The organism is Paenibacillus sp. GCM10027627, assembly GCF_042675505.1.
GTDB lineage: Bacteria > Bacillota > Bacilli > Paenibacillales > Paenibacillaceae > Pristimantibacillus.
The window spans coordinates 1,300,755-1,320,245 of sequence record NZ_JBHTHB010000001.1; the positions used below are offsets into that span (position 1 = coordinate 1,300,755).

Annotated in this window: 22 protein-coding genes; all 22 read right to left on the reverse strand. The window is 48.6% G+C overall.

What is annotated here, in order from left to right:
• Positions 1-17: 17 nt before the first annotated feature.
• Complete coding sequence (locus tag ACFQZE_RS06005; RefSeq protein ID WP_379354661.1) at positions 18-782, reverse strand: undecaprenyl pyrophosphate synthase; 765 nt, start codon at positions 780-782, stop codon at positions 18-20.
• A gap of 95 nt (positions 783-877) precedes the next feature.
• Positions 878-1,432, reverse strand: coding sequence for a ribosome recycling factor (frr, locus tag ACFQZE_RS06010; RefSeq protein ID WP_379354663.1), 555 nt, complete (start codon positions 1,430-1,432; stop codon positions 878-880).
• Positions 1,432-2,160, reverse strand: a complete 729-nt coding sequence (pyrH, locus tag ACFQZE_RS06015; protein WP_379354665.1) for a UMP kinase — start codon at positions 2,158-2,160, stop codon at positions 1,432-1,434. Before pyrH ends, frr begins: the two co-directional genes overlap by 1 nt.
• Positions 2,161-2,275: 115 nt before the next feature.
• A complete protein-coding gene (gene tsf, locus ACFQZE_RS06020) occupies positions 2,276-2,926 on the reverse strand; it encodes a translation elongation factor Ts (RefSeq protein ID WP_379354667.1) in 651 nt (216 codons plus the stop codon).
• 115 nt (positions 2,927-3,041) lie between these two features.
• Positions 3,042-3,740 (reverse strand): 30S ribosomal protein S2, encoded by a 699-nt coding sequence (gene rpsB, locus ACFQZE_RS06025; RefSeq protein ID WP_379354669.1) that lies wholly within the window; start codon positions 3,738-3,740, stop codon positions 3,042-3,044.
• Between the two features lie 162 nt (positions 3,741-3,902).
• The gene (locus tag ACFQZE_RS06030; protein WP_379354671.1) at positions 3,903-4,469 is read right to left on the reverse strand and encodes a hypothetical protein; all 567 of its coding nucleotides are present in this window, start codon (positions 4,467-4,469) and stop codon (positions 3,903-3,905) included.
• Entirely contained in the window at positions 4,462-5,067 is a 606-nt protein-coding gene (locus ACFQZE_RS06035; RefSeq protein WP_379354673.1) for a helix-turn-helix domain-containing protein, read from the reverse strand. The genes ACFQZE_RS06030 and ACFQZE_RS06035 overlap by 8 nt, the downstream gene beginning before the upstream one ends.
• Before the next feature lie 36 nt (positions 5,068-5,103).
• Entirely contained in the window at positions 5,104-5,433 is a 330-nt protein-coding gene (locus tag ACFQZE_RS06040; RefSeq protein ID WP_379354675.1) for a hypothetical protein, read from the reverse strand.
• A gap of 48 nt (positions 5,434-5,481) precedes the next feature.
• Complete coding sequence (locus tag ACFQZE_RS06045; RefSeq protein WP_379354677.1) at positions 5,482-6,888, reverse strand: flagellar assembly protein A; 1,407 nt, start codon at positions 6,886-6,888, stop codon at positions 5,482-5,484.
• Positions 6,889-6,903: 15 nt separating this feature from the next.
• A complete protein-coding gene (locus tag ACFQZE_RS06050; protein WP_379354679.1) occupies positions 6,904-7,692 on the reverse strand; it encodes a FliA/WhiG family RNA polymerase sigma factor in 789 nt (262 codons plus the stop codon).
• Between the two features lie 4 nt (positions 7,693-7,696).
• Positions 7,697-8,149, reverse strand: coding sequence for a hypothetical protein (locus tag ACFQZE_RS06055; protein ID WP_379354681.1), 453 nt, complete (start codon positions 8,147-8,149; stop codon positions 7,697-7,699).
• Between the two features lies 1 nt (position 8,150).
• Complete coding sequence (locus ACFQZE_RS06060; RefSeq protein WP_379354683.1) at positions 8,151-8,645, reverse strand: chemotaxis protein CheD; 495 nt, start codon at positions 8,643-8,645, stop codon at positions 8,151-8,153.
• 2 nt (positions 8,646-8,647) lie between these two features.
• The gene (locus ACFQZE_RS06065) at positions 8,648-9,262 is read right to left on the reverse strand and encodes a chemotaxis protein CheC (RefSeq protein ID WP_379354685.1); all 615 of its coding nucleotides are present in this window, start codon (positions 9,260-9,262) and stop codon (positions 8,648-8,650) included.
• 3 nt (positions 9,263-9,265) lie between these two features.
• Positions 9,266-9,727, reverse strand: a complete 462-nt coding sequence (locus ACFQZE_RS06070) for a chemotaxis protein CheW (protein ID WP_379354687.1) — start codon at positions 9,725-9,727, stop codon at positions 9,266-9,268.
• 13 nt (positions 9,728-9,740) lie between these two features.
• The gene (locus ACFQZE_RS06075; protein ID WP_379354689.1) at positions 9,741-11,792 is read right to left on the reverse strand and encodes a chemotaxis protein CheA; all 2,052 of its coding nucleotides are present in this window, start codon (positions 11,790-11,792) and stop codon (positions 9,741-9,743) included.
• A 42-nt stretch (positions 11,793-11,834) separates the two neighbouring features.
• Positions 11,835-13,142 carry a protein-glutamate methylesterase/protein-glutamine glutaminase gene (locus ACFQZE_RS06080; protein ID WP_379354691.1) on the reverse strand — a complete coding sequence of 436 codons (1,308 nt, stop codon included), beginning with the start codon at positions 13,140-13,142 and terminating at the stop codon, positions 11,835-11,837.
• 25 nt (positions 13,143-13,167) lie between these two features.
• Positions 13,168-14,037: a MinD/ParA family protein gene (locus ACFQZE_RS06085; protein ID WP_379354693.1), complete on the reverse strand. Its 870-nt coding sequence runs from the start codon at positions 14,035-14,037 to the stop codon at positions 13,168-13,170.
• The gene (gene flhF, locus ACFQZE_RS06090) at positions 14,030-15,247 is read right to left on the reverse strand and encodes a flagellar biosynthesis GTPase FlhF (protein ID WP_379354695.1); all 1,218 of its coding nucleotides are present in this window, start codon (positions 15,245-15,247) and stop codon (positions 14,030-14,032) included. Before flhF ends, ACFQZE_RS06085 begins: the two co-directional genes overlap by 8 nt.
• Positions 15,244-17,274 (reverse strand): flagellar biosynthesis protein FlhA, encoded by a 2,031-nt coding sequence (gene flhA, locus ACFQZE_RS06095; RefSeq protein WP_379354697.1) that lies wholly within the window; start codon positions 17,272-17,274, stop codon positions 15,244-15,246. Before flhA ends, flhF begins: the two co-directional genes overlap by 4 nt.
• 23 nt (positions 17,275-17,297) lie before the next feature.
• Positions 17,298-18,398 carry a flagellar biosynthesis protein FlhB gene (gene flhB, locus ACFQZE_RS06100; protein ID WP_379354699.1) on the reverse strand — a complete coding sequence of 367 codons (1,101 nt, stop codon included), beginning with the start codon at positions 18,396-18,398 and terminating at the stop codon, positions 17,298-17,300.
• Between the two features lie 12 nt (positions 18,399-18,410).
• Positions 18,411-19,205, reverse strand: a complete 795-nt coding sequence (gene fliR / locus ACFQZE_RS06105; protein WP_379354701.1) for a flagellar biosynthetic protein FliR — start codon at positions 19,203-19,205, stop codon at positions 18,411-18,413.
• An 11-nt stretch (positions 19,206-19,216) separates the two neighbouring features.
• Positions 19,217-19,486, reverse strand: coding sequence for a flagellar biosynthesis protein FliQ (gene fliQ, locus ACFQZE_RS06110; protein ID WP_379354703.1), 270 nt, complete (start codon positions 19,484-19,486; stop codon positions 19,217-19,219).
• Between the last annotated feature and the right edge of the window lie 5 nt (positions 19,487-19,491).

Consider the following 19,491-nt stretch of genomic DNA (forward strand, 5'->3'; position numbering starts at 1 on the left):
CACTCCGTCAGTTGAAACTATATGCCCCCGTATCTCCGAGCGCGTCGTTGATACTGCGCTATCGCTTCATAAAAATGCTTTTCCGTAAATTCCGGCCAATAAACGTCGGTAAACCACAGTTCGCTGTAAGCTAGCTGCCACAGCATAAAGTTGCTTAGTCTAAGCTCGCCGCTAGTACGGATCAACAGATCGGGATCGGGCATACCGCCCGAAAGCAAACGGGAAGACATCGTTTCTTCGTCGATATGTTCTATCGCTAGTTTGCCCTGCTTAACATCATTTGCTATTCCTTTTACAGCTTCCATCATTTCCATCCGGCTGCCGTAATTTAGAGCAAAATTGAGTACAAGTCCCGTATTGTTTTTTGTTTTTAGGATGGCTTCTTCCAATGCGCCGATGGTGTGAGGCGGCAAGTTGTCCCTCGTGCCCATCATTCTAACTTGCACGTTTTTGGCGACAAGCTCATCCAGTTCAATTTCTAAAAACTGCTGCGGCAGCTTCATCAAAAAGTCCACTTCCGCTTTCGGACGTTTCCAATTTTCAGTTGAAAACGCGTAGAGCGTCAAATATTTGACGCCCAGACGATCGGCGGCCATCGTAATCCGCTTCACCGTCTTCATACCGGAATGATGACCCGCCACGCGCGGCAGCCCGCGTTTTTTTGCCCAACGGCCGTTTCCGTCCATGATAATCGCAACATGCTGTGGCACATTTTCGGAAGCAAGCGCATCAGCCGTCGGCAAGGATGGCAAGCCCAGTTTGGCTAAAAACCGCTTGATCATCTAGCTTCCTCCCTGGCGCGTTTTAACTTAGAAGCTTTATCAGCGTTCATATAGTCAAAAACGTAACCCCACCTGACGGAGGGGTCTATAGTCATTTAAACTTCCATTATTTCTTTTTCTTTTGCGGAAAGCACTTTTTCTACTTCGGCAATAAACTTGTCCGTTGCCTTTTGGATATCTTCTTGATGACGGCGGGACTCGTCTTCGGAAATTTCGGTTTTCTCCAGCTTTTTCACGTCGTCGTTAGCGTCTCGTCTAATGTTGCGGATAGCCACTTTAGCGTCCTCGCCAAATTTTTTCAACGATTTGACAAGCTCTGCTCTGCGCTCTTCCGTAAGCGGCGGAACGGAAATACGGATAGACGATCCGTCATTGGACGGAGTAAGGCCCAAATCCGATTTCAAAATCGCCTTTTCGATAGCCGAAACGGACGATTTGTCCCAAGGCTGAATCATAAGCGTGCGGGAATCCGGAGTGTTGATATTAGCCAATTGATTAAGCGGCGTCAACGATCCGTAATAGTCAACCTGTATGCGATCCAAAAGGGCCGGACTTGCTTTCCCCGCGCGAAGCGTCGACAAATCACGCTTAAACGCCGAGATCGCTTTATCCATACGCTCTTCTGCATTTTTTTTAATGTCTTGCGGCATTATTTTACACTCCCTTTTATGATAGTACCGATTTTTTCGCCCAATACGACACGTTTAATGTTGCCATTTTCCGTAATGGAGAATACGATCAGCGGGATGTTATTGTCCATACAAAGCGAGGAAGCCGTGGAGTCCATGACGCCAAGATTACGATTCAGCATATCTAGGTAAGTCAACTCTTCGAACTTTTCTGCTGTTTCGTCTTTGAACGGGTCGGCGGAATAAACGCCATCCACTTTGTTTTTGGCCATGAGAATGACTTCTGCCTCAATTTCAGCTGCACGAAGCGCGGCAGTCGTATCCGTGGAGAAAAATGGATTGCCCGTACCTGCTGCGAAAATGACGACGCGGCCCTTCTCCAAGTGGCGAATCGCACGGCGTCTAATATAAGGCTCCGCGATCTGTTGCATGGCAATCGACGTTTGTACGCGTGTTGGCACATCAATTTGCTCTAGCGCATCTTGAAGCGCAAGGGAATTCATAACCGTAGCCAGCATGCCCATGTAGTCCGCTGTTGCCCGATCAATACCCTTTGCCGAACCGGCAATACCTCTCCAAATGTTGCCCCCGCCACAGACGATGGCAACTTCGACGCCGAGTTCCACCACTTCTTTAACCTGATTGGCGATGGAAGAGATGACAGAAGCTTCAATGCCGTAACCTTCTTGTCCGGATAGGGACTCTCCACTTACCTTCAAGACGATGCGTTTATATACAGGATGTTCCAACGTTTATACCTCCATCATGCACCTCGTGAGCGAGGTCCTTCAATTTTGATTCCAATGTTGCTTTGTTTATAAAAGCAAGGCGGGGCGGACGCCCCGCCCCGCCTGTGCGTTCGGATTAAAGTTTCGCTTGAGCCATAACTTCTTCAACGAAGTTGTCAACTTTTTTCTCAAGACCTTCGCCCAGTTCATAACGAACGAAGCGACGAATTGTAATATTTTCACCGATTTTGCTAATTTTTTCATTCAGCAGCTCGGAGATTTTTTTGTCTGGATCTTTAATGAAGGATTGCTCAAGCAAGCAATACTCTTCATAGTATTTCGAAATGCGGCCTTCAACCATTTTTTCAACGATTTTTTCAGGCTTGCCTTCGTTAAGCGCTTGGTTTTTCAAAATTTCTTTTTCTTTTTCCAGTTCGTCAGAAGGAACTTCTTCACGACTAACGAATTTAGGATTTGCTGCTGCGATTTGCATAGCGATATCTCTAGCGAACTCGCGGAATTGGTCAGTCTTCGCAACAAAGTCCGTCTCACAGTTTACTTCTACCAATACGCCGATACGTCCGCCAGCGTGGATGTAAGATTCTACAACGCCTTCAGTTGCAATGCGTCCAGCTTTGTTTGCCGCAGCCGACAGGCCTTTTTCGCGAAGTAAAGCGATCGCTTTATCGATGTCGCCACCTGTTTCGTCCAAAGCTTTTTTGCAATCGAGCATGCCTGCTCCCGTTCTCTCACGAAGTTCTTTAACTGCGCTAGCGCTAACTGCCATTGAAAAACCCTCCTAAAAGTTCACATCGTAATTTTGTTCAAAAAAAGGGCAGCGAGAGGTTTGCACCATCTGACCACCCTTTGTTGTTTGCGAAATTGTAAAAAAAAGCGATGAATTAAGCTGTTGTTTGCTCGCCTTGGTTAGCTTCCACGATTGCGTCAGCCATCTTAGCTGTCAATAGCTTAACTGCACGGATTGCATCATCGTTACCAGGGATAACGTAGTCGATTTCGTCCGGATCACAGTTCGTATCAACGATACCTACGATTGGGATACCAAGTTTGCGAGCTTCCGCTACTGCGATACGCTCTTTGCGAGGATCGATAACGAACAATGCGCTTGGAAGACCTTTCATGCCTTTAATTCCGCCCAGGAATTTCTCCAGACGATCTTTTTCCTTGCGAAGAATGATAACTTCTTTCTTCGGAAGAACTGCGAACGTGCCGTCCTCTTCCCATTTCTCAAGCTGTTTCAGACGGTCGATACGCTTTTGAATCGTTTGGAAATTCGTCAGCGTGCCGCCGAGCCAGCGTTGGTTGATGTAGAAGTTGCCACAACGCTCAGCTTCTTCTTTCACCGAATCTTGAGCTTGCTTCTTCGTGCCTACGAACAGCATAGTGCCGCCCTCTGCAGCGATCGATTTAACAAAGTTGTACGCTTCGTCAACTTTCTTAACCGTTTTTTGCAAGTCGATAATGTAAATTCCGTTTCTTTCTGTGAAGATATAACGATCCATCTTCGGGTTCCAACGACGAGTCTGATGACCGAAGTGTACCCCAGCTTCTAGTAGCTGTTTCATGGAAATAACCGCCATTTCTTCAACACCTCCTGTAATGGTTTTTGTTTGTGTCCCTCCGCGAGTCGCATCTTTCGTCAAAACTTTCGCCGGGCGAAAGCACCGTTGACGAAATTGAATCGCGTGTGTTTTTAACACCGTCAATTAATATATCACAAATGCGAGGTCGGTGCAACAAAATTAAGCTTTACTCGCGAGCTTATCGGCTTCTTTTTTATCCAGCGGCTGCCCCGTTACGATCTTGATGGCTTCTTCTGCGCCAATCCCTTTTGGGAAAAGGAAATAACCTGCGCGGATTAGTTTTTTGGAAGCTTTCATTTTTTTGATGAACGGTGCGGAATCTTCGATAATTCCCTTGGAAACGAGCAGCTCGCCTGTTGAAGTCAGATCCGTTCCTGGCTCGATCCGAATGACAATCCGCTCCTGCTCCTCTGCCGCTTTCGTTTGCTCAGGCTTTGCAGAAGAGCTTGTCTCCCCTGAAGACGATACGTGGTCAGCCGTTGATGCCGGTGTCGCAGACGGGGTTACAGTCTGGGCCCCAGACGAAGTAGAAGAAGGCGATGCCGCAGACGACGGCTCGGCAGCAGCTGAATGACCAGGCTGCGCTCCTTCGCCCTGCTCGATTTCTCGGCCTATTTCTTGCAGCCGATCCTGGCTGGACTGGCCCAAATTAAACAATTGGAGCAAAATCGCTCCAGCAATGATGCCGCATCCCAGCCCAAGCAAAAATGAGCGTTTGTTAAACATGAGCAGACTCCTCCTGCTTGGAAAGACCGATGATGAGCTGAACCTCGCCTTTGTTCATCCCGAGCTTTTTGGCGATAGCCTCGATAGACTTGCCTTCCCGGTACAATTGAAACAGCGTCTCATAACGGTCTTGAAGCGAAAGTCCCCTCTCCTTAACCGGTTCTGCGTAATCCGCCGCACTCTCCTTAAGGGAGTCGGAAACGATCTTCTCTGCCGAATATAACTCTACGCCGTTTGAACTGGCATTAGTGACTATCTTCACCGATTCCTCGACGGTTTGAGCCTGGGCCATTCGCGAGTCAAGCGCTTCGGCTGACGCCTGAACTAACATTTCGAGCTGCTCGCAGCGCTGCTCAAGCGAAAGGATTCTTTTGTCTTTTGCCTCAGCTTCCTCTTTCGCCGCCTTTTGCGAACTCGACACAAGCTCCAAGAGCTGCTCGTTGTCCTTCTCCATGTTTTCCATAAACTGATCGAGCGCCGTTTCCATGTTGCGCACCGATTGAGAGGCTGGCGCGCTCTCTTCTTTTTTCCTTGGCATAACGAAGGCGCCTACAATGACAACCGCTCCAATAAGTACAATATATTGCCATGGCTGCATCTGTACATCCCGCCTTTATCCTTTATTGCTGCTTTCCTAAAGCTTAATATCAAAGTTGCGGCCTTTGTAAGGATGAACCGGAATCTCAGGCGCAGGGGCGGCTTCTGCCGCTTCCTTGTCCGTGCGCTTTTGCTCCTGTTTCCCGTTGCCGCCGTTTTTGCTGCCTTCTTGATCCGCCCGGACATGAGCCTTGGACGATTGTTCAAGGGGCGCATTTTGAGTTCTCAATTGTTCCGTTTGTTTGGCCGATTGACTCGCCAACATATTTTGCTCCACGAGCGGCCTTTGAACGGCTTGCTGGTGTTTGCCGCCAAATTCCGGCGTCCGAGGCACGGACATTTGCAGATCAAGCGGTTTAAACGTCATGCGGGGCCCCCCCTTTTATGGAAAGTGTCGGCGCTATGACTTTAAGCGCTAAGATTGGAATGGCACAAGCGCAATATCGCCGTCCATCAGCTTAAACGTGACACGCTGCGCACTGTCCTTTACAAACTTCGTATAACGGCCGATAACGATTCTTGTGCCGCCATATGCGATGCCGCTTACGTCGACTCTGGAACGATCCGTATCCTCCAGCGTTTTTTCAATTTCAAGCATGCGCGCTTTAGATTCGTCGATCAATGCAATCGTCTGGCGTTTCGTTGCGCTGAGCTTTGAGCGAAGCTCTAGCCTATCCTGCGTCAGTTGTCCCGCAGCCGCCATCTGATCTAAAATAACAAGCGCTTTTTCGGTTTTTTCGTTGCTTTCGTACGATTGCTTAATCGTAGCTCTAAGCTCTAGCAGCTCTTCCCGAAGCCGCGGATTAACGCCTACTTCGATAGCCGTCGCGGTTGACATGGCATTGCCGATCGTACGGGCATGCACTTGATCTCCCGCTTGAATAGTGCCTCCTACCAGGAGACCTTTGGCGCCAGAGCAAATGACGCTTTTGCCTGCCTTTACAGTGGAATGCATAATGCTTTGCGAGACGAGAACATCCTCGCCCGCAAATACATTGCCGTCCTGAATAAAGGAGCTTTTGACATTGCGGCCCGCTTTGACATAACCTTTGTTGCCCGCCATAATGCCGCCCGTAATTTCGATGGAACCTTCCGACTCCAGCTCAGCGCCCTCCACGCCGCCAATGACCCGGATATCGCCTGACGCCTTGACCCGAAAGCCGTTTAGCACATTCCCCCGAATGACAACTGTTCCGACAAAATCGATATTGCCAACGCTGTAATTAACATCCCCGTTTACTTCATAGACAGGGAAAACATTAATTTTCCCTTTGTCGGTAATCGCGATTAGCCCGTCAATGGCAGCATACATCGCCGTATTTTCACCGCTAAGCACCACATTTTTGCCAACCATCAGTCTGGACTTTTTGCCATACTTCGATTCGATTTCGTCTCCCGTAACCGTTTTGCCCGGCGCCCCCGGCAGCGGTTCGACTAGTTCGGCAATTAATTGGCCGCGCTTCACATTTTTCAGCTTGGTCACTTCTTTTAAATCTACCTTGCCGTCTTCGTTTTCAAAAGGCTTTTGTTCCGCTTCATTAATATCGAAGATATAACGGACGGAACCATCTTTGCCGGGACGGGCCATGTCCCCTTGGGCAAACAAAGTTTGCTCCCGGCAATAGGCAAGGGGATTGGCGCAAATTTGTTCCAGCACATCGGTTCGGAGACCATGGACAACCCCCTTGCTACGCACAAAGTGCACCAGTTCCGATGCCGTACATGAAAATTCATCCGTAATTCGGCTAAATGTAATAAAGGCAGACAGTTTGTCAGCTGATGTTTGAATACGCAGATAGGTGTCTAATTGTAGATTGTCCACCTTACTCCCTCCCTCCTAATGCTGCATTAGTTGATCTTTATGTTTAGCCAGCGCTCCCCGCAGCCGCAAAATGGCTTTGGAATGGAGCTGGGAAATTCTCGAAGGTGAAAGCGACATCACTTCCGCGATTTCGCTGAGCGAAAGCTCTTCATAATAAAACAGGGATACAACCGTTCTTTCTTTTTCTGTCAATCGTTCAATCCCTTTAACCAGCGATTCTTTCAAATAAAACTCATGTACTTTATGATCTGGATTTTTTGCTTTGTCATCTACAAGCAAGGACATTCTCGTTTCGGATTCCTCTTCGCGTATTGGGTCTTCCAAGGAACAAATCGTCGCCACAGAAATATCTTGAAGCATCGTTGTAAATTCCTTTTCGCTTACTTGCAAGTAAGAGCTGACCTCGGCATCCGTTACGGACCGCATATACTGCTGCTCAAGAATCTGATAGGCATCCTCTACTCGCTTGGCCTTTTCGCGAACCGATCTCGGAACCCAGTCTCCTTGACGCAAGCCGTCAATAATGGAACCCCTTATTCTCCAGGACGCATAAGTTTCAAACTGAAGACCGCGCAAATAGTCGAATTTTTCAATCGCATCTATTAAGCCCATTACTCCGTTGCTTGCCAAATCGTCTTTGATTACATTTTTGGGCAAGCCGATCGCCATCCGGTTCGTTACATAATCGACGAGAGGCAAATAATTTTCAATTAATGACTTTTTGGCTTCAAGATCGCCATGCTCTTTCCACGCTTGCCACATCTGGATGTTAGTCAAATGAGGCGTTTTCAGCTGCTCAGTCATCGACTCACTCTCCTGTCAGGTGACGTAATGCTTTCGCCAATTCCTCTGGTTGTTTGTTGGTAGTTGAAACAAATTGGGGAGGCGACAGCGGCTTGAATCCGGCATCCATTTGGACCGGTTCCATTTCCTTGGACTCCGCTGTTCCCCCTTGAAGCTGTTGCTTCAGCAGGTCGTTCAAATCATCCATCTCATCGGGCGTTCTTAAGTCCAGCTGCCCCCCGCGCTCGCCGCCATCCTGCTGCTCTTCTTCGCTAGACGGTTCGGCGATGATAGCGGGTGGCTTTAAAATGATGCCCGCCGCTAACCGCGCCGCATAGCCGAGTGCAAAAAATGCCAAAAACGCATAGAGACTTCTTAACAGAGTAACGGTCAGCGGGTTGCTGTCAATTGAAAAGAGGACCGTCAGTCCGATGCCGAGCAGGCCAAATGCTACATTCCATCTCCATGTTCCCAGCATGCTAAATCTCCTTTGTTCCAAACTGCACGCTTCTAATGAGAAGAATGCCATTGTCGCTGTCAAACTCTACCGTTCTGCCGTAGTTTCCGCCAGTATCCTGCGATAATATCGGAATGCCTAGGCTGACCAGCATTTCACTGCAAGAATCCACGTTGCGAGGACCGATGCGGAGCGTATCCGATTGTCCGCTAAAAGCAAACATTTGCGCTCCGCCCGCCATTTTGGCCACAATCTTTTCCATCCGGGCACCAAGCCCCTTCATCCGCTCAATCAATTCCGGAATGGCCGTATCCGCATATTTGGCAATGTTGATTTGCGATTCCCTCGCTATGCTTGATGTTGGCAGCATCACATGAGCCATGCCGGCAATTTTGCTGGCCGGATCGTACAGCGTCAGACCTACGCAGGAGCCAAGGCCTGTCGTTTTTAATACGGCTCCGCCTGTCGCGACATTCAGATCCGCCATGCCAACCTTCACTAACGTTTGTCCCGTCATGGTTAAACGACTCCCAGTGCTCTGAATATTTTTTCGAAAGATTCCGGGTCCGGAATAAGAAAGAAATGTCCATCGAGCGACTGGCTGTCTTCCAAAAATGCCGTTTCAATCAGCAGAGCCGAGTCTCCCATTTCCCCGAATTGGAGCAGTCCGTAGCTCAAAATGGCGCCCGCCATGTCAAGCGCGATACCGGGGACGGACGGGAGCATCGGCAGCTTGGTGAAATCCCCAAGCGACGAAAGATAGGAGCCCGCCAAAATATTGCCGATTTCGCTAAGAGCGGACAGCTCCATTTCGGAATAACCAACGCCATCCTGATGATTTATCGAAAACAGCTGGTTCAAAATGCGTTTGGCGGCACTCTCCTGCATAATAAAAAACATGTTGCCGGGCGCATCGCCCTCCACCCGGAAAAAGATGGCCACTACGGTTTGTTCGGCGCCGCCGACACGCTCCGCAATTTCCTCAAAAGGAAGCAGGCTCACTTTTGGCACAGCCATATCGACTGGTTTGTCCAAAAGTTTGGATAGGGCGGTCGCCGCATTGCCTGCGCCAATATTTCCGACCTCCTTCAGCACATCGAGCTGAAAGGCTTGAAATGAATTAAATGATGTCACAGCTTATACCTCTAGCTGCTCAAGCTGAATAATTTCGCTTTTGTTCAAAACTTCGGACAAATTCAGCATAATAAGCAAGCGCCCTTCCCCTAGCTTCGCAATTCCTCTCAAATATTTAGCTTTGATGCCCCCAACGATTTCCGGAGGAGAATCAATAGTATCTTCATCGATATCAATGACGTCATTTGCAGAATCAACGATAAAGCCCACTTCCATATCCGCAACGGCAACAACAATGATTCGGGAATTATCGGTAGCCGTCGTTTCGGCAAGATTGAACCGGCCGCGCAAATCGATCACCGGCACAACAACGCCTCGCAAGTTGATCACGCCTTTAATGAACGAGGCGGTTTTTGGAACTCGTGTAATAGGCGACAATCTTTCAATCGTACGGACCTTGTCGACCTCGATTCCATACTCCTCATTCCCTAGCGCAAATACGATTACCTTCAGCTCTTCTCCCATCGAAAAAACCTCCTTATTTGATAAGTGCGTTCGGGTCGATAATAAGCGCTACTTGCCCGTCGCCCAAAATGGTGGCGCCCGAAATGGCATAAATATTAGTTAAATATTTGCCTAGCGATTTCAATACGATTTCGCTTTGGCCGATAAATTCGTCCACCATGATGGCCGCCCATTTTTCGCCTTTGCGGATAACGATAATTTCCGTTTCCGTCTCACTGGATTCATCGTAATCGGATGCTTCCAAAATTTGACTGAGCGATACTAGCGGAATAATGGAATTGCGGAACTGGATCATTTGGCTGCCATGAACATTTAAGATAGCAGACCTTTGCACGATGCCCGTTTCCACAATGGACGTAAGCGGAATAGCGTATTTCTCGGAACCAAGCTTGACGAGCATGGCGGAGATGATCGACAGCGTCAGCGGCAGCTGTACGGAAAACTTTGTGCCTTTGCCGTACGCCGATTGAATGGTGACATTGCCGCCAAGCGAAGTAATTTTCGTTTTGACGACGTCAAGACCTACTCCGCGGCCCGATATATCGGAAATTTTGTCCGCCGTACTAAAGCCGGGGGCAAAAATAAGCATGTTGATTTCATCCGACGACAACTTTGCGCCTTCCTCTTCGGTAATGACGCCGTTTTTGATCGCGATTTTGAGCACCTTTTCCTGATTGATGCCGTGACCGTCTTCCTCCACCTCGATAAAAACATGGTTTCCGCTATGATAGGCCCGTAGATGGATCGTCCCCGTCTCCGGTTTGCCAGCCACGACTCTCTCCTGCGGCAGCTCGATTCCGTGGTCAACAGAATTGCGCAGCAAGTGAACGAGCGGATCGCCAATTTCATCAATAACGGTTCGGTCAAGCTCCGTGTCCGCCCCTGTAATGACCAACTCCATTTTTTTATCGAGCGATTTAGCAAGGTCGCGCACCATCCGCGGGAACCGGTTAAATACGGAATCGACAGGAACCATTCGAAGTTTCAACACGATATTTTGCAAATCCGAGCTGACTCTCGCCATATGTTCAACGGTTTCAGTCAAATCGTTTTGTTTAATTTCGCTTGCCAGCTGCTCCAGACGGACGCGGTCGATCAGCAGCTCGCTAAACAGGTTCATCAGCGTATCGAGCCGGTCGATATCGACGCGAATCGTTCTTGCTACATTGCCCCCTTGAGCTGGAGCCGCCGCCCTTTTGGCGGGTTCTCCTCTTTCGGCAGCAGGAGTGAAAGTCGATGGCGACGCAGCCGGCTTCTCGGGCGCTTCTACAGCGGCTGCTGCTGGAGCCGCCATTAGCTCAGCAAGCGTCTCGGCGTCTAGCGGGGTAATCTGTACCGATTGAATTTCGGAAATGTTGGAAATTTGGGTTTTCAGTTCTTCCTCTGCCAAGTTGGAAATGGTAAACACAGAGAACGAACGGTCAAACTTTTCTTGCTCCAAATCTTGAACGGACGGGTCTGACTTAACAATTTCTCCGTTTCGCTCCAGCAAATCGAATACCATATAAGCGCGAACCGCTTTCAGCACACAGTTTTCGTCTACGGATACTTGTACATAAAACGGCTTTAGACCGCTTTCCATCGATTGAAGCAAAATGGAAGATTGGAACTGATCAAGTAAAGCGGCACCTCCCGAAACCTGCTGCTCCTTCGTTTCGGCCACAGCGGCAACGCCGCTTTTGTAATCGCTTTTTAAGATGCTCTGCAGCGAAGCGACAATGGCCGTAACATCGGCTTTTCCCGTTCCCCCGCCCACAATATCCTGAACCATCGCTTCCAAAGCGTCCAACCCTTTAAACAACGTGTCAAAAATAAAACTGTCCATCTTAAGCTTGTTGTTGCGGACTAGATCAAGGACGTTTTCCATTTCATGGGTCAAAGCGGCTAAGTCCTCAAATCCCATCGTGGCCGACATGCCTTTAAGAGTATGGGCGGAGCGGAAAATCGATTGTACAATGGACAGGTCTTCGGGATTGCTTTCTAATTGAAGCAGGTTTTCGTTTAAGGATTGAAGATGATCGTTTGATTCGTCAATAAACATGGACAAATACGCGTTCATATCCATTTTCTGGCACCTCCTGTTAGTATGATCATTCACAATCTATACTTACGTAGACACTGCACCCTCAAGCTTGGAAGCAATGGCTTGCAAGGGCAATACCGTCCCTGCAGCGCCCATTTCCACTGCGCAGCGGGGCATTCCATATACGATGCACGTTTCCTCTGCCTCCGCAATCGTCGTTACGTCGCCTTGTTCCGCTAGAACTTTCATTCCTTTGGCTCCGTCGCTGCCCATGCCGGTCATAATGACGGCATGTCTTTGCAGCTCCCGATAATTGGCAATCGATTCAAACAAAACGTCTACCGAAGGGCGATGACCGTTTCGTTGCGGCTGATCCGACAAATGAATCGCATACCCTGCCGAATCTTTGGCGAGCTCCATATGATAGCCACCTGGAGCGATATAAACCGTTCCTGCGGCAACCCTCATGTTTGCTTCCGCCTCTACCACTTTTAACGAGCTGAAACTATCAAGCCGCTGGGCGAGCGATCTGGTAAACTTTGGCGGCATATGCTGAACGACGAGCACTGGGGCAGGAAACCCTTCTGGCAACGAGCAAATCACTTCATGAAGCGCCCTAGGTCCTCCTGTTGACGTTCCTATCGCAACAATATGCTTAAACGATGTGGAACCGGCTGGTCTATTTTTATCCGATGATTTTTGATTAAGCAGTCCCGCGTCTTTAATCGGCCGAGAAACGGATGAGCTCTTTTCTGTCATCTTGCGAGCAGGAGCAGCTGGTTCCTTCTCTTTTGGCCGTTTCCTTTCAGCCGTGGGGTCCGTACGTTCTGCTTCTGACTTTTTAACTGTATGTAAAGGAGTTTTCGCTTGTTTTTTCGGCTCCTCGATCTTTGGAGCCTGAGGCTTCCGCAGCGGCGGTGCCGGCTGCTCGATCCGGGCAGCTTCTTGTGATCGCGTTTCGGGAACCGGAGGCGATTTTCGGCTGCGCTTCGCAAAAACGGCCACTTTCAGCTTCTCAAGCAATTGTTCGCCGACCTGATGAATGTCGCTGGACATTGCGCTGGACGGCTTGCGAATGAAGTCAAACGCCCCGTATTGCAACGCTTTGATCGTATCCCGCGTATTGTCTTCGCTGATCCCCGACAACATAATAACGGGAGTCGGAGTCGATTTCATGATGAGTTGCAGCGCTTCTATCCCGTTCATCATCGGCATTTCGAGATCCATCGTAATGACATCCGGTTTCAGCTCGGCAGCAGCGCTAACCGCTTCCACTCCGTTTGCAGCCGTTGCAGCGATGATAAACTGATCGTCCTGCAAAATGAGATCGCTGATGATTGTTCTCATAAATGCGGAATCGTCTACGACCAATACTCGATATGGACCCACCATTTGCTTCCCACCTCATTTCAAAGGATCATCTTGAAAGTCTGAACCATTTAGTCAAAAATCCTTTGACGCCGCCGCCTGCTTGGTTCGGTTGACGGATATCCAAAAAATGCTTGGCGATATCCAGAACAGCCACCGCCGCGTCGCTGTCCGGAAACGCGATCAAAAATGGAATTTGTTTTTTTACGGCCTTCGACACTTTGGAATCATCTGGAACGACTCCAAGGGACGGCAATTCCGAATTTAAAAAGCGGCTGGAAACGAGCGAAATTTTTTGTGCCGTCTCTCTGCCTTCTCTTTCATCCGCCGCCCTGTTGACAATGAGTTTGAACTCTACTGGCACATCCATCGCCTTTACCATTTTAATGAGCGCGTAGGCATCCGTAATGGAAGTAGGCTCCGGAGTGGTGACGACTATCGTCTCTTGTGCCGCGGTGATGAACTTGACCGTTTCCTTGGAAAGTCCTGCGCCGGTATCGAATAAGATAATGTCGTATTCGCCATGCAGCTTTTCAATTTCGGAAGCGAACCGTTCCAATTGGTCTTCTGACAGATCCAATAAATCTTTGAAGCCGGAACCTCCCGCAATATAATGGAGACCTTCCGGACCCGTTTGAATAATATCCCAAATCGTTTTTTCTTGCTTTAACAAATGGTAGAGACTGTACGTCGAGGTTTTGCCCATCAGCACATCGATATTCGCCATTCCGATATCTGCGTCAAATACGAGCACCTTTTTGCCGAGCCGTTGCAGCGATAAAGCGAAATTAAGGCTGAAATTGGACTTGCCGACCCCGCCTTTTCCGCTTGTCACGGTTACGACTCTCGTTTCCTTCCTATCTATGCGAAGCTCTTGCTGCTTGACTAAATTCCGTAATGCTTCCGCCTGATCATTCATACCCGCTTTCTCCTAAAAGCAATTCCACATATTTCTGTGCCCGAAACCGCTCAATATCGTCCGGGACCGTTTGGCCGCTGGCCAGATGTGTCGGAAACAGCTCATAAACCATGATCAAATTCAAAATCGCACCATACACGCTTGTTTCGTCCAATTTCGTAAACAACACCTTGCGTACGCCGAACTTTTGAAACCGCTCCGCGACCGCAGCCATATCCTTTGTTTTCCCGGTTAGGCTTAGAACAAGAACCGTTTCGCTTGGCTCATCCGTTTGCAGCAAGCTGTTTACTTCCGATACATGAAGCTCGCTTCTAAAGTTGCGTCCCGCCGTATCCATCAGAATCAAATCGCGTCCTTCAAGCCCTTTATAGGCTTTAGGCAGATCCATGGGCGAAAACACGACTTCAAGCGGAACGTTCAAGATGTTGGCATAAGTCCGAAGCTGATCCACCGCCGCGATCCGGTACGTATCCGAAGTAATAAAACCTATCTTTTTTCCTTGCTTAATCGTTTGCTCTGCGGCAAGCTTTGCAATCGTCGTCGTTTTCCCTACCCCGGTCGGCCCGACAAAATGAACAACTTTAGCGTCCCCGCTAATGACTGCATGGTCGTAAGGCTGGAGCCATTCCGTCACAATTCCTTTGGCGAGGCGCCATATTTCCTCGAAATCAAAAATCGTACCGGCTTCCGATTGCTTCGCCGCCAGTTCGTCGATCAACCGGTTGATCAAGACCTCATCCAGCTCTTGCTGCACCAGCCGTCCTTTCAAAGCCAGCATCGCTTCCGACATAGAATGCAGATCGCTTTGCTGCTTGGACAGCTTTAACATGTATTCCTTGAGATCGCGAATTTCATTAATAATAAATTGTTCTTTTTCGAGCCTTGCGCTGTCGGCTTCCTGAACCTTTTGCTGCGGGGGCGGAGGGGGCGGTTCCATAACCGCCGTGCTAGTCCGCTGGGCCGTCTGCAAAATTTGCTCAACAACCGCATGAATCTCTGGAGACGCTTTACGCTGAGGAAGCTCCCCGCTTTTAGCGGCTCCGGCCTCCACAGCTGCAATGACCTCCATTTTTTTCTTGCGGAACATGCCCATAAACCCGCCGACCTTAATTTCCTTTGTGTCCAAAATGACGGCGTCTTTGCCAAGCTCCGTTCGAATCATGGTGACGGCTTCCGGGAGCGCGTTTACAACGTATCGCTTAACTCTCATAAATTCACCACCCCTACGCTTTGCACTTCAATGTTTGGTTCGAGCTCGCTGTAGGACAATACAGGCACTTCTTGCATCGTTCTTTCAATAATTTGCCGCAAATACATTCGAATCGTAGGTGAAGCCAGTACAATCGGCTGCTGTCCGGATTGGATTTGGCGGCTTACATGCTCGTTAAGCTTTTGATAGATTTGTTGAGTGGAAATCGGGTCAAGCGCGATGTAGCTGCCTTGATCGGTTTGCTGTACCGATTCCGCAATCTTTTTCTCCAGTTGAGGACCGACCGTAATGACTCTAAGCGTATCCCCTCCAGGAGAAAACTGCTGCGTAATTTGGCGGGAAAGCGACTGCCTCACATATTCCGTCAAAATATCGGGGTCTTTCGTATAATGACCGTGATCGGCCAAAGCTTCAAAAATCGTCACCAAATCGCGGATCGACACTTTTTCTTTCAGCAATTTGGCCAGCACCTTCTGAATGTCTCCCACCGATAAAATAGAAGGAATCAATTCGTCTACCAATGCCGGATACGATTCTTTCACGTTTTCGACCAGCATCTTCGCTTCTTGGCGTCCGATCAGTTCATGTGCATGACGCTTAATAATTTCGGTTAAATGCGTCGCCACAACGGAAGGCGGGTCTACTACCGTATATCCGGACAGTTCCGCGCGCTCTTTCGTCGCTTCGTCGATCCAAATGGCCGGCAGTCCGAACGCAGGTTCCGTCGTTTCAATTCCGATGACGGAATCGTCCTCAAAACCGGGGCTCATGGCGAGGTAATGATTAAGCAGCAAGTCGCCCCTAGCAACCGTATTGCCTTTTATTTTTATTACATATTCGTTTGGCTTGAGTTGAATATTGTCGCGGATGCGGATGACCGGAACGACCAGTCCCAGCTCTAACGCGCATTGTCTGCGAATCATAATGATCCGATCCAGCAAATCGCCGCCTTGCTGCGCATCCGCAAGCGGAATGAGGCCATAGCCGAACTCGAATTCGATCGGATCCACTTGAAGCAGGCTGATGACGCTCTCCGGACTGCGAACTTCCTCGATTTGCTGTTCTTCCACAAGCAGCTCTTCCTGCTGCTGCTGCTGCACCTGCTTTTTCTGCATGACATAAGCCCCAATTGCAAGCAAAATGGCAAACGGCCATGTGCTCAAAATGCCGATTGGCGTAAGGCCAAGAACGGCAATTGTGCCAGCCGCGACATACAGCATTTTAGGATATCTGAACAACTGTGCAGTGACGTCATCGGACAAATTGCCTTCGGATGCGGCGCGCGTTACAATGAGGCCAGCAGCTGTGGAAATAAGCAAAGCCGGAATTTGTGCAACGAGACCGTCACCAATAGTCAAGATGGAAAACGTTTTGAGCGACGTGGCGAAGTCCATATCGTGCATAGCCATACCTACAATAAATCCGCCAATCAAGTTGATGATCAAAATAATAATCGTCGCAATCGCATCGCCTTTTACAAATTTGCTCGCACCGTCCATCGCGCCGTAAAAGTCGGCTTCGCGCTCAATTTTAGAACGGCGCTCTCTAGCCTGCTGCTCGTTAATGAGTCCGGAGTTCAAATCTGCGTCGATACTCATTTGTTTGCCGGGCATTGCATCAAGCGTAAATCTGGCGGCAACCTCGGCAACCCGCTCCGAACCTTTCGTAATAACGATAAATTGAACAACGACTAGAATGAGGAAGACGATAAAGCCGATGACGACTTCTCCCCCGCCTACCCAACTGCCGAAAGTGGCGATAACCTCTCCCGCTTCCGCATGCTGCAAAATGCTCCGTGTAGTTGAAACACTCAGCGCAAGCCGGAATAAAGTAGTGATGAGCAAAATCGCTGGAAAAATGGAAAAGTCGAGCGCTTCTTTTGTATTCAGAGCGACTAGCAAAATCATCAGTGCTATAGAAATATTTAAGATGAGGAGGATATCGATAAGTAATATCGGGATCGGGATAATCATCATGAGTACGATTCCGATGATTCCTAAAATAATGAGTAAGTCTTTTGCTTTCATGATGCTTCCTCCTCCCCGAACATTTAAGGCCGCCCAGACTTCCGGCCCTTCATTTTATATACGTATGCCAGCACTTCAGCCACAGCTTGGAACAAGTCCCCCGGTATGACATCCCCGATTTCGGCCCGTTCGTATAGCGCTCTGGCCAGCGGCTTGTTTTCCATCGTGATGACGCCGTTTTCCTTCGCGACTTCCTTAATTCGCAAAGCTACATGATCCATCCCCTTTGCGAGAATTGTAGGAGCCTCCATTTTGGAAGCATCGTATTTCAAGGCGATGGCAAAATGGGTTGGGTTGGTGATGACGACGTCGGCTTTAGGGACATCCTGCATCATTCGCTGAAGCGCCATTCTGCGCTGCCGCTCGCGAATCCGTCCCTTGATAAGAGGATCCCCCTCCGATTTTTTGTATTCGTCCTTAATGTCCTGCTTGGACATTCTGATGCTTTTTTCATGCTCATATCTTTGGTATAGAAAATCAAGAAATGCTAGCGCTGCGAGCACGGCCCCCGTTTCCAACCCCAACTTGATTGTAAGACTGGCCGTAAAAGCGAAAATATCCTCCAAAGGCTGCATAGACAGCGACAACAAATTGTCCCATTCTCTAACTATCGTTAAATAAACCAATACCGCTATAATTGTTACTTTCAAAATGCTTTTGAGAAACTCGACCAAGCTTCGCATCGAAAAAATTCGCTTGAACCCTTCGATTGGATTCAATTTGCTAATCTGCATTTTCAGCGGCTCACCCGTAAGCAAAAATCCAAACTGGACCACATTGCCGAGCACGCCGATGACGACTACAATAGAAAAGATAGGCAGCAGCATAATAAGAGACTGTTTCGCAATGTTCAGAAATAAGGACATTACGTTTTCCGTGGTTATCTCCATCGTCAGCCAATCCTGGAACAGACCCCCGAACATATCGTTAATGCGAGACTTGTAAAAGCCGCCTAGCATCGCAAACGAAGCAAATACAAACAAAAGAATAAGAGCCGCCGGCAAATCGCTCGATTTGGCGACTTGTCCTTTTTTTCTGGATTCTTCGCGCTTTTTCGGAGTCGCCTTTTCCGTTTTCTCTTGGCTAAAAAGCTGCAAATCCAGTTCATAACGATACTTGCGCACGAAAACAGCCTCCTATTGCCCCGCAGGCGGTCCCTGTACGATTCCAAACAGCTGCTCCAGCGACTGGAACATAATCGCAAACAGCTTTTCAAACAACATAGTAAGTCCAGGCATCAGCAAAACGATAAGGAACAAACCGATTATAATTTTTAACGGAATTCCGATGACAAAGACGTTGAATTGCGGAGCCGTTTTGGTAATAAAGCCAAGGCCTAAATCCGTCAAAAACATGGCAACGACAAGCGGCGCCGAAACTTGCATAGCCAGCAAAAACGTATTCGCAAACGTTCGGGCCAAAAAGTCGGTTACTCCCCCGCTCATCAGCCGGCTGAACATTTCGTTCGAAAGCGGCATCCATTGATAGCTGTCCATAAGACCCGTAAGTACATAATGGTGACGTTTCATCATAAGGAAAATGATCAGCATCAGCATATACTTGAAGTTGCCGAGCATCGGGGCGGACACCCCCGTATGGGGATCTACCACGTTCGCCATGGCAAAGCCAATCTGTAAATCCATCAAAGCTCCGGCAGATTGTACGATGGCAAAAAACAAGTAGACGACATAACCCATCATAAGCCCGATCAAAATTTCTCTTATAATAAAAAGCACATACTGCGCATCGGGCACAATCGTTTGTTCCATCCCATAGGTGAGAAAAACGATAAAGGAAATAAAAAAGCCCAGCCCAATCTTAAACGTATTCGGCACGCTTCGCGAAGAAAAGACAGGCGCGACGACGAAAAACGAAGTAATTCGACAAAAGATAAGCAAAAAAATAGGGAAGCCTTGTACGATCGCGTTCATCCGCTCACAACCTATCCAATATAATTATGAAGATTGCTCAGCAGATGATAGGTAAAATCCACAACCGTATTTAGTATCCATGGTCCAAAAATGATAATCGACAAAAAGACCGCAACGATTTTTGGAACAAAAGCAAGCGTCTGCTCTTGAATTTGGGTTGTCGCCTGGAATACGCTAATAATAAGTCCGACAACAAGCGCAAGAACGAGCATCGGGGCGCTGGCCTTCAGTACCGTATAGACGGCTTCGCCGGCTAAACCGATGATAAAGTCAGCACTCATCCTAG

Coding starts and splice junctions, on each gene's coding strand:
- ACFQZE_RS06050 (WP_379354679.1), bottom strand. CDS start 7,692: ATGACTGAGCAGCTGAAAACGCCTCATTTGACTAACATCCAGATGTGG.
- flhF (WP_379354695.1), bottom strand. CDS start 15,247: ATGAGAGTTAAGCGATACGTTGTAAACGCGCTCCCGGAAGCCGTCACC.
- ACFQZE_RS06055 (WP_379354681.1), bottom strand. CDS start 8,149: ATGCTGGGAACATGGAGATGGAATGTAGCATTTGGCCTGCTCGGCATC.
- ACFQZE_RS06085 (WP_379354693.1), bottom strand. CDS start 14,037: ATGAATGATCAGGCGGAAGCATTACGGAATTTAGTCAAGCAGCAAGAG.
- ACFQZE_RS06040 (WP_379354675.1), bottom strand. CDS start 5,433: ATGACGTTTAAACCGCTTGATCTGCAAATGTCCGTGCCTCGGACGCCG.
- ACFQZE_RS06075 (WP_379354689.1), bottom strand. CDS start 11,792: ATGGATATGAACGCGTATTTGTCCATGTTTATTGACGAATCAAACGAT.
- rpsB (WP_379354669.1), bottom strand. CDS start 3,740: ATGGCGGTTATTTCCATGAAACAGCTACTAGAAGCTGGGGTACACTTC.
- ACFQZE_RS06030 (WP_379354671.1), bottom strand. CDS start 4,469: ATGTTTAACAAACGCTCATTTTTGCTTGGGCTGGGATGCGGCATCATT.
- fliQ (WP_379354703.1), bottom strand. CDS start 19,486: ATGAGTGCTGACTTTATCATCGGTTTAGCCGGCGAAGCCGTCTATACG.
- frr (WP_379354663.1), bottom strand. CDS start 1,432: ATGCCGCAAGACATTAAAAAAAATGCAGAAGAGCGTATGGATAAAGCG.
- ACFQZE_RS06005 (WP_379354661.1), bottom strand. CDS start 782: ATGATCAAGCGGTTTTTAGCCAAACTGGGCTTGCCATCCTTGCCGACG.
- ACFQZE_RS06070 (WP_379354687.1), bottom strand. CDS start 9,727: ATGGGAGAAGAGCTGAAGGTAATCGTATTTGCGCTAGGGAATGAGGAG.
- tsf (WP_379354667.1), bottom strand. CDS start 2,926: ATGGCAGTTAGCGCTAGCGCAGTTAAAGAACTTCGTGAGAGAACGGGA.
- flhA (WP_379354697.1), bottom strand. CDS start 17,274: ATGAAAGCAAAAGACTTACTCATTATTTTAGGAATCATCGGAATCGTA.
- ACFQZE_RS06035 (WP_379354673.1), bottom strand. CDS start 5,067: ATGCAGCCATGGCAATATATTGTACTTATTGGAGCGGTTGTCATTGTA.
- ACFQZE_RS06080 (WP_379354691.1), bottom strand. CDS start 13,142: ATGGTGGGTCCATATCGAGTATTGGTCGTAGACGATTCCGCATTTATG.
- fliR (WP_379354701.1), bottom strand. CDS start 19,205: ATGAACGCGATCGTACAAGGCTTCCCTATTTTTTTGCTTATCTTTTGT.
- ACFQZE_RS06060 (WP_379354683.1), bottom strand. CDS start 8,645: ATGACGGGACAAACGTTAGTGAAGGTTGGCATGGCGGATCTGAATGTC.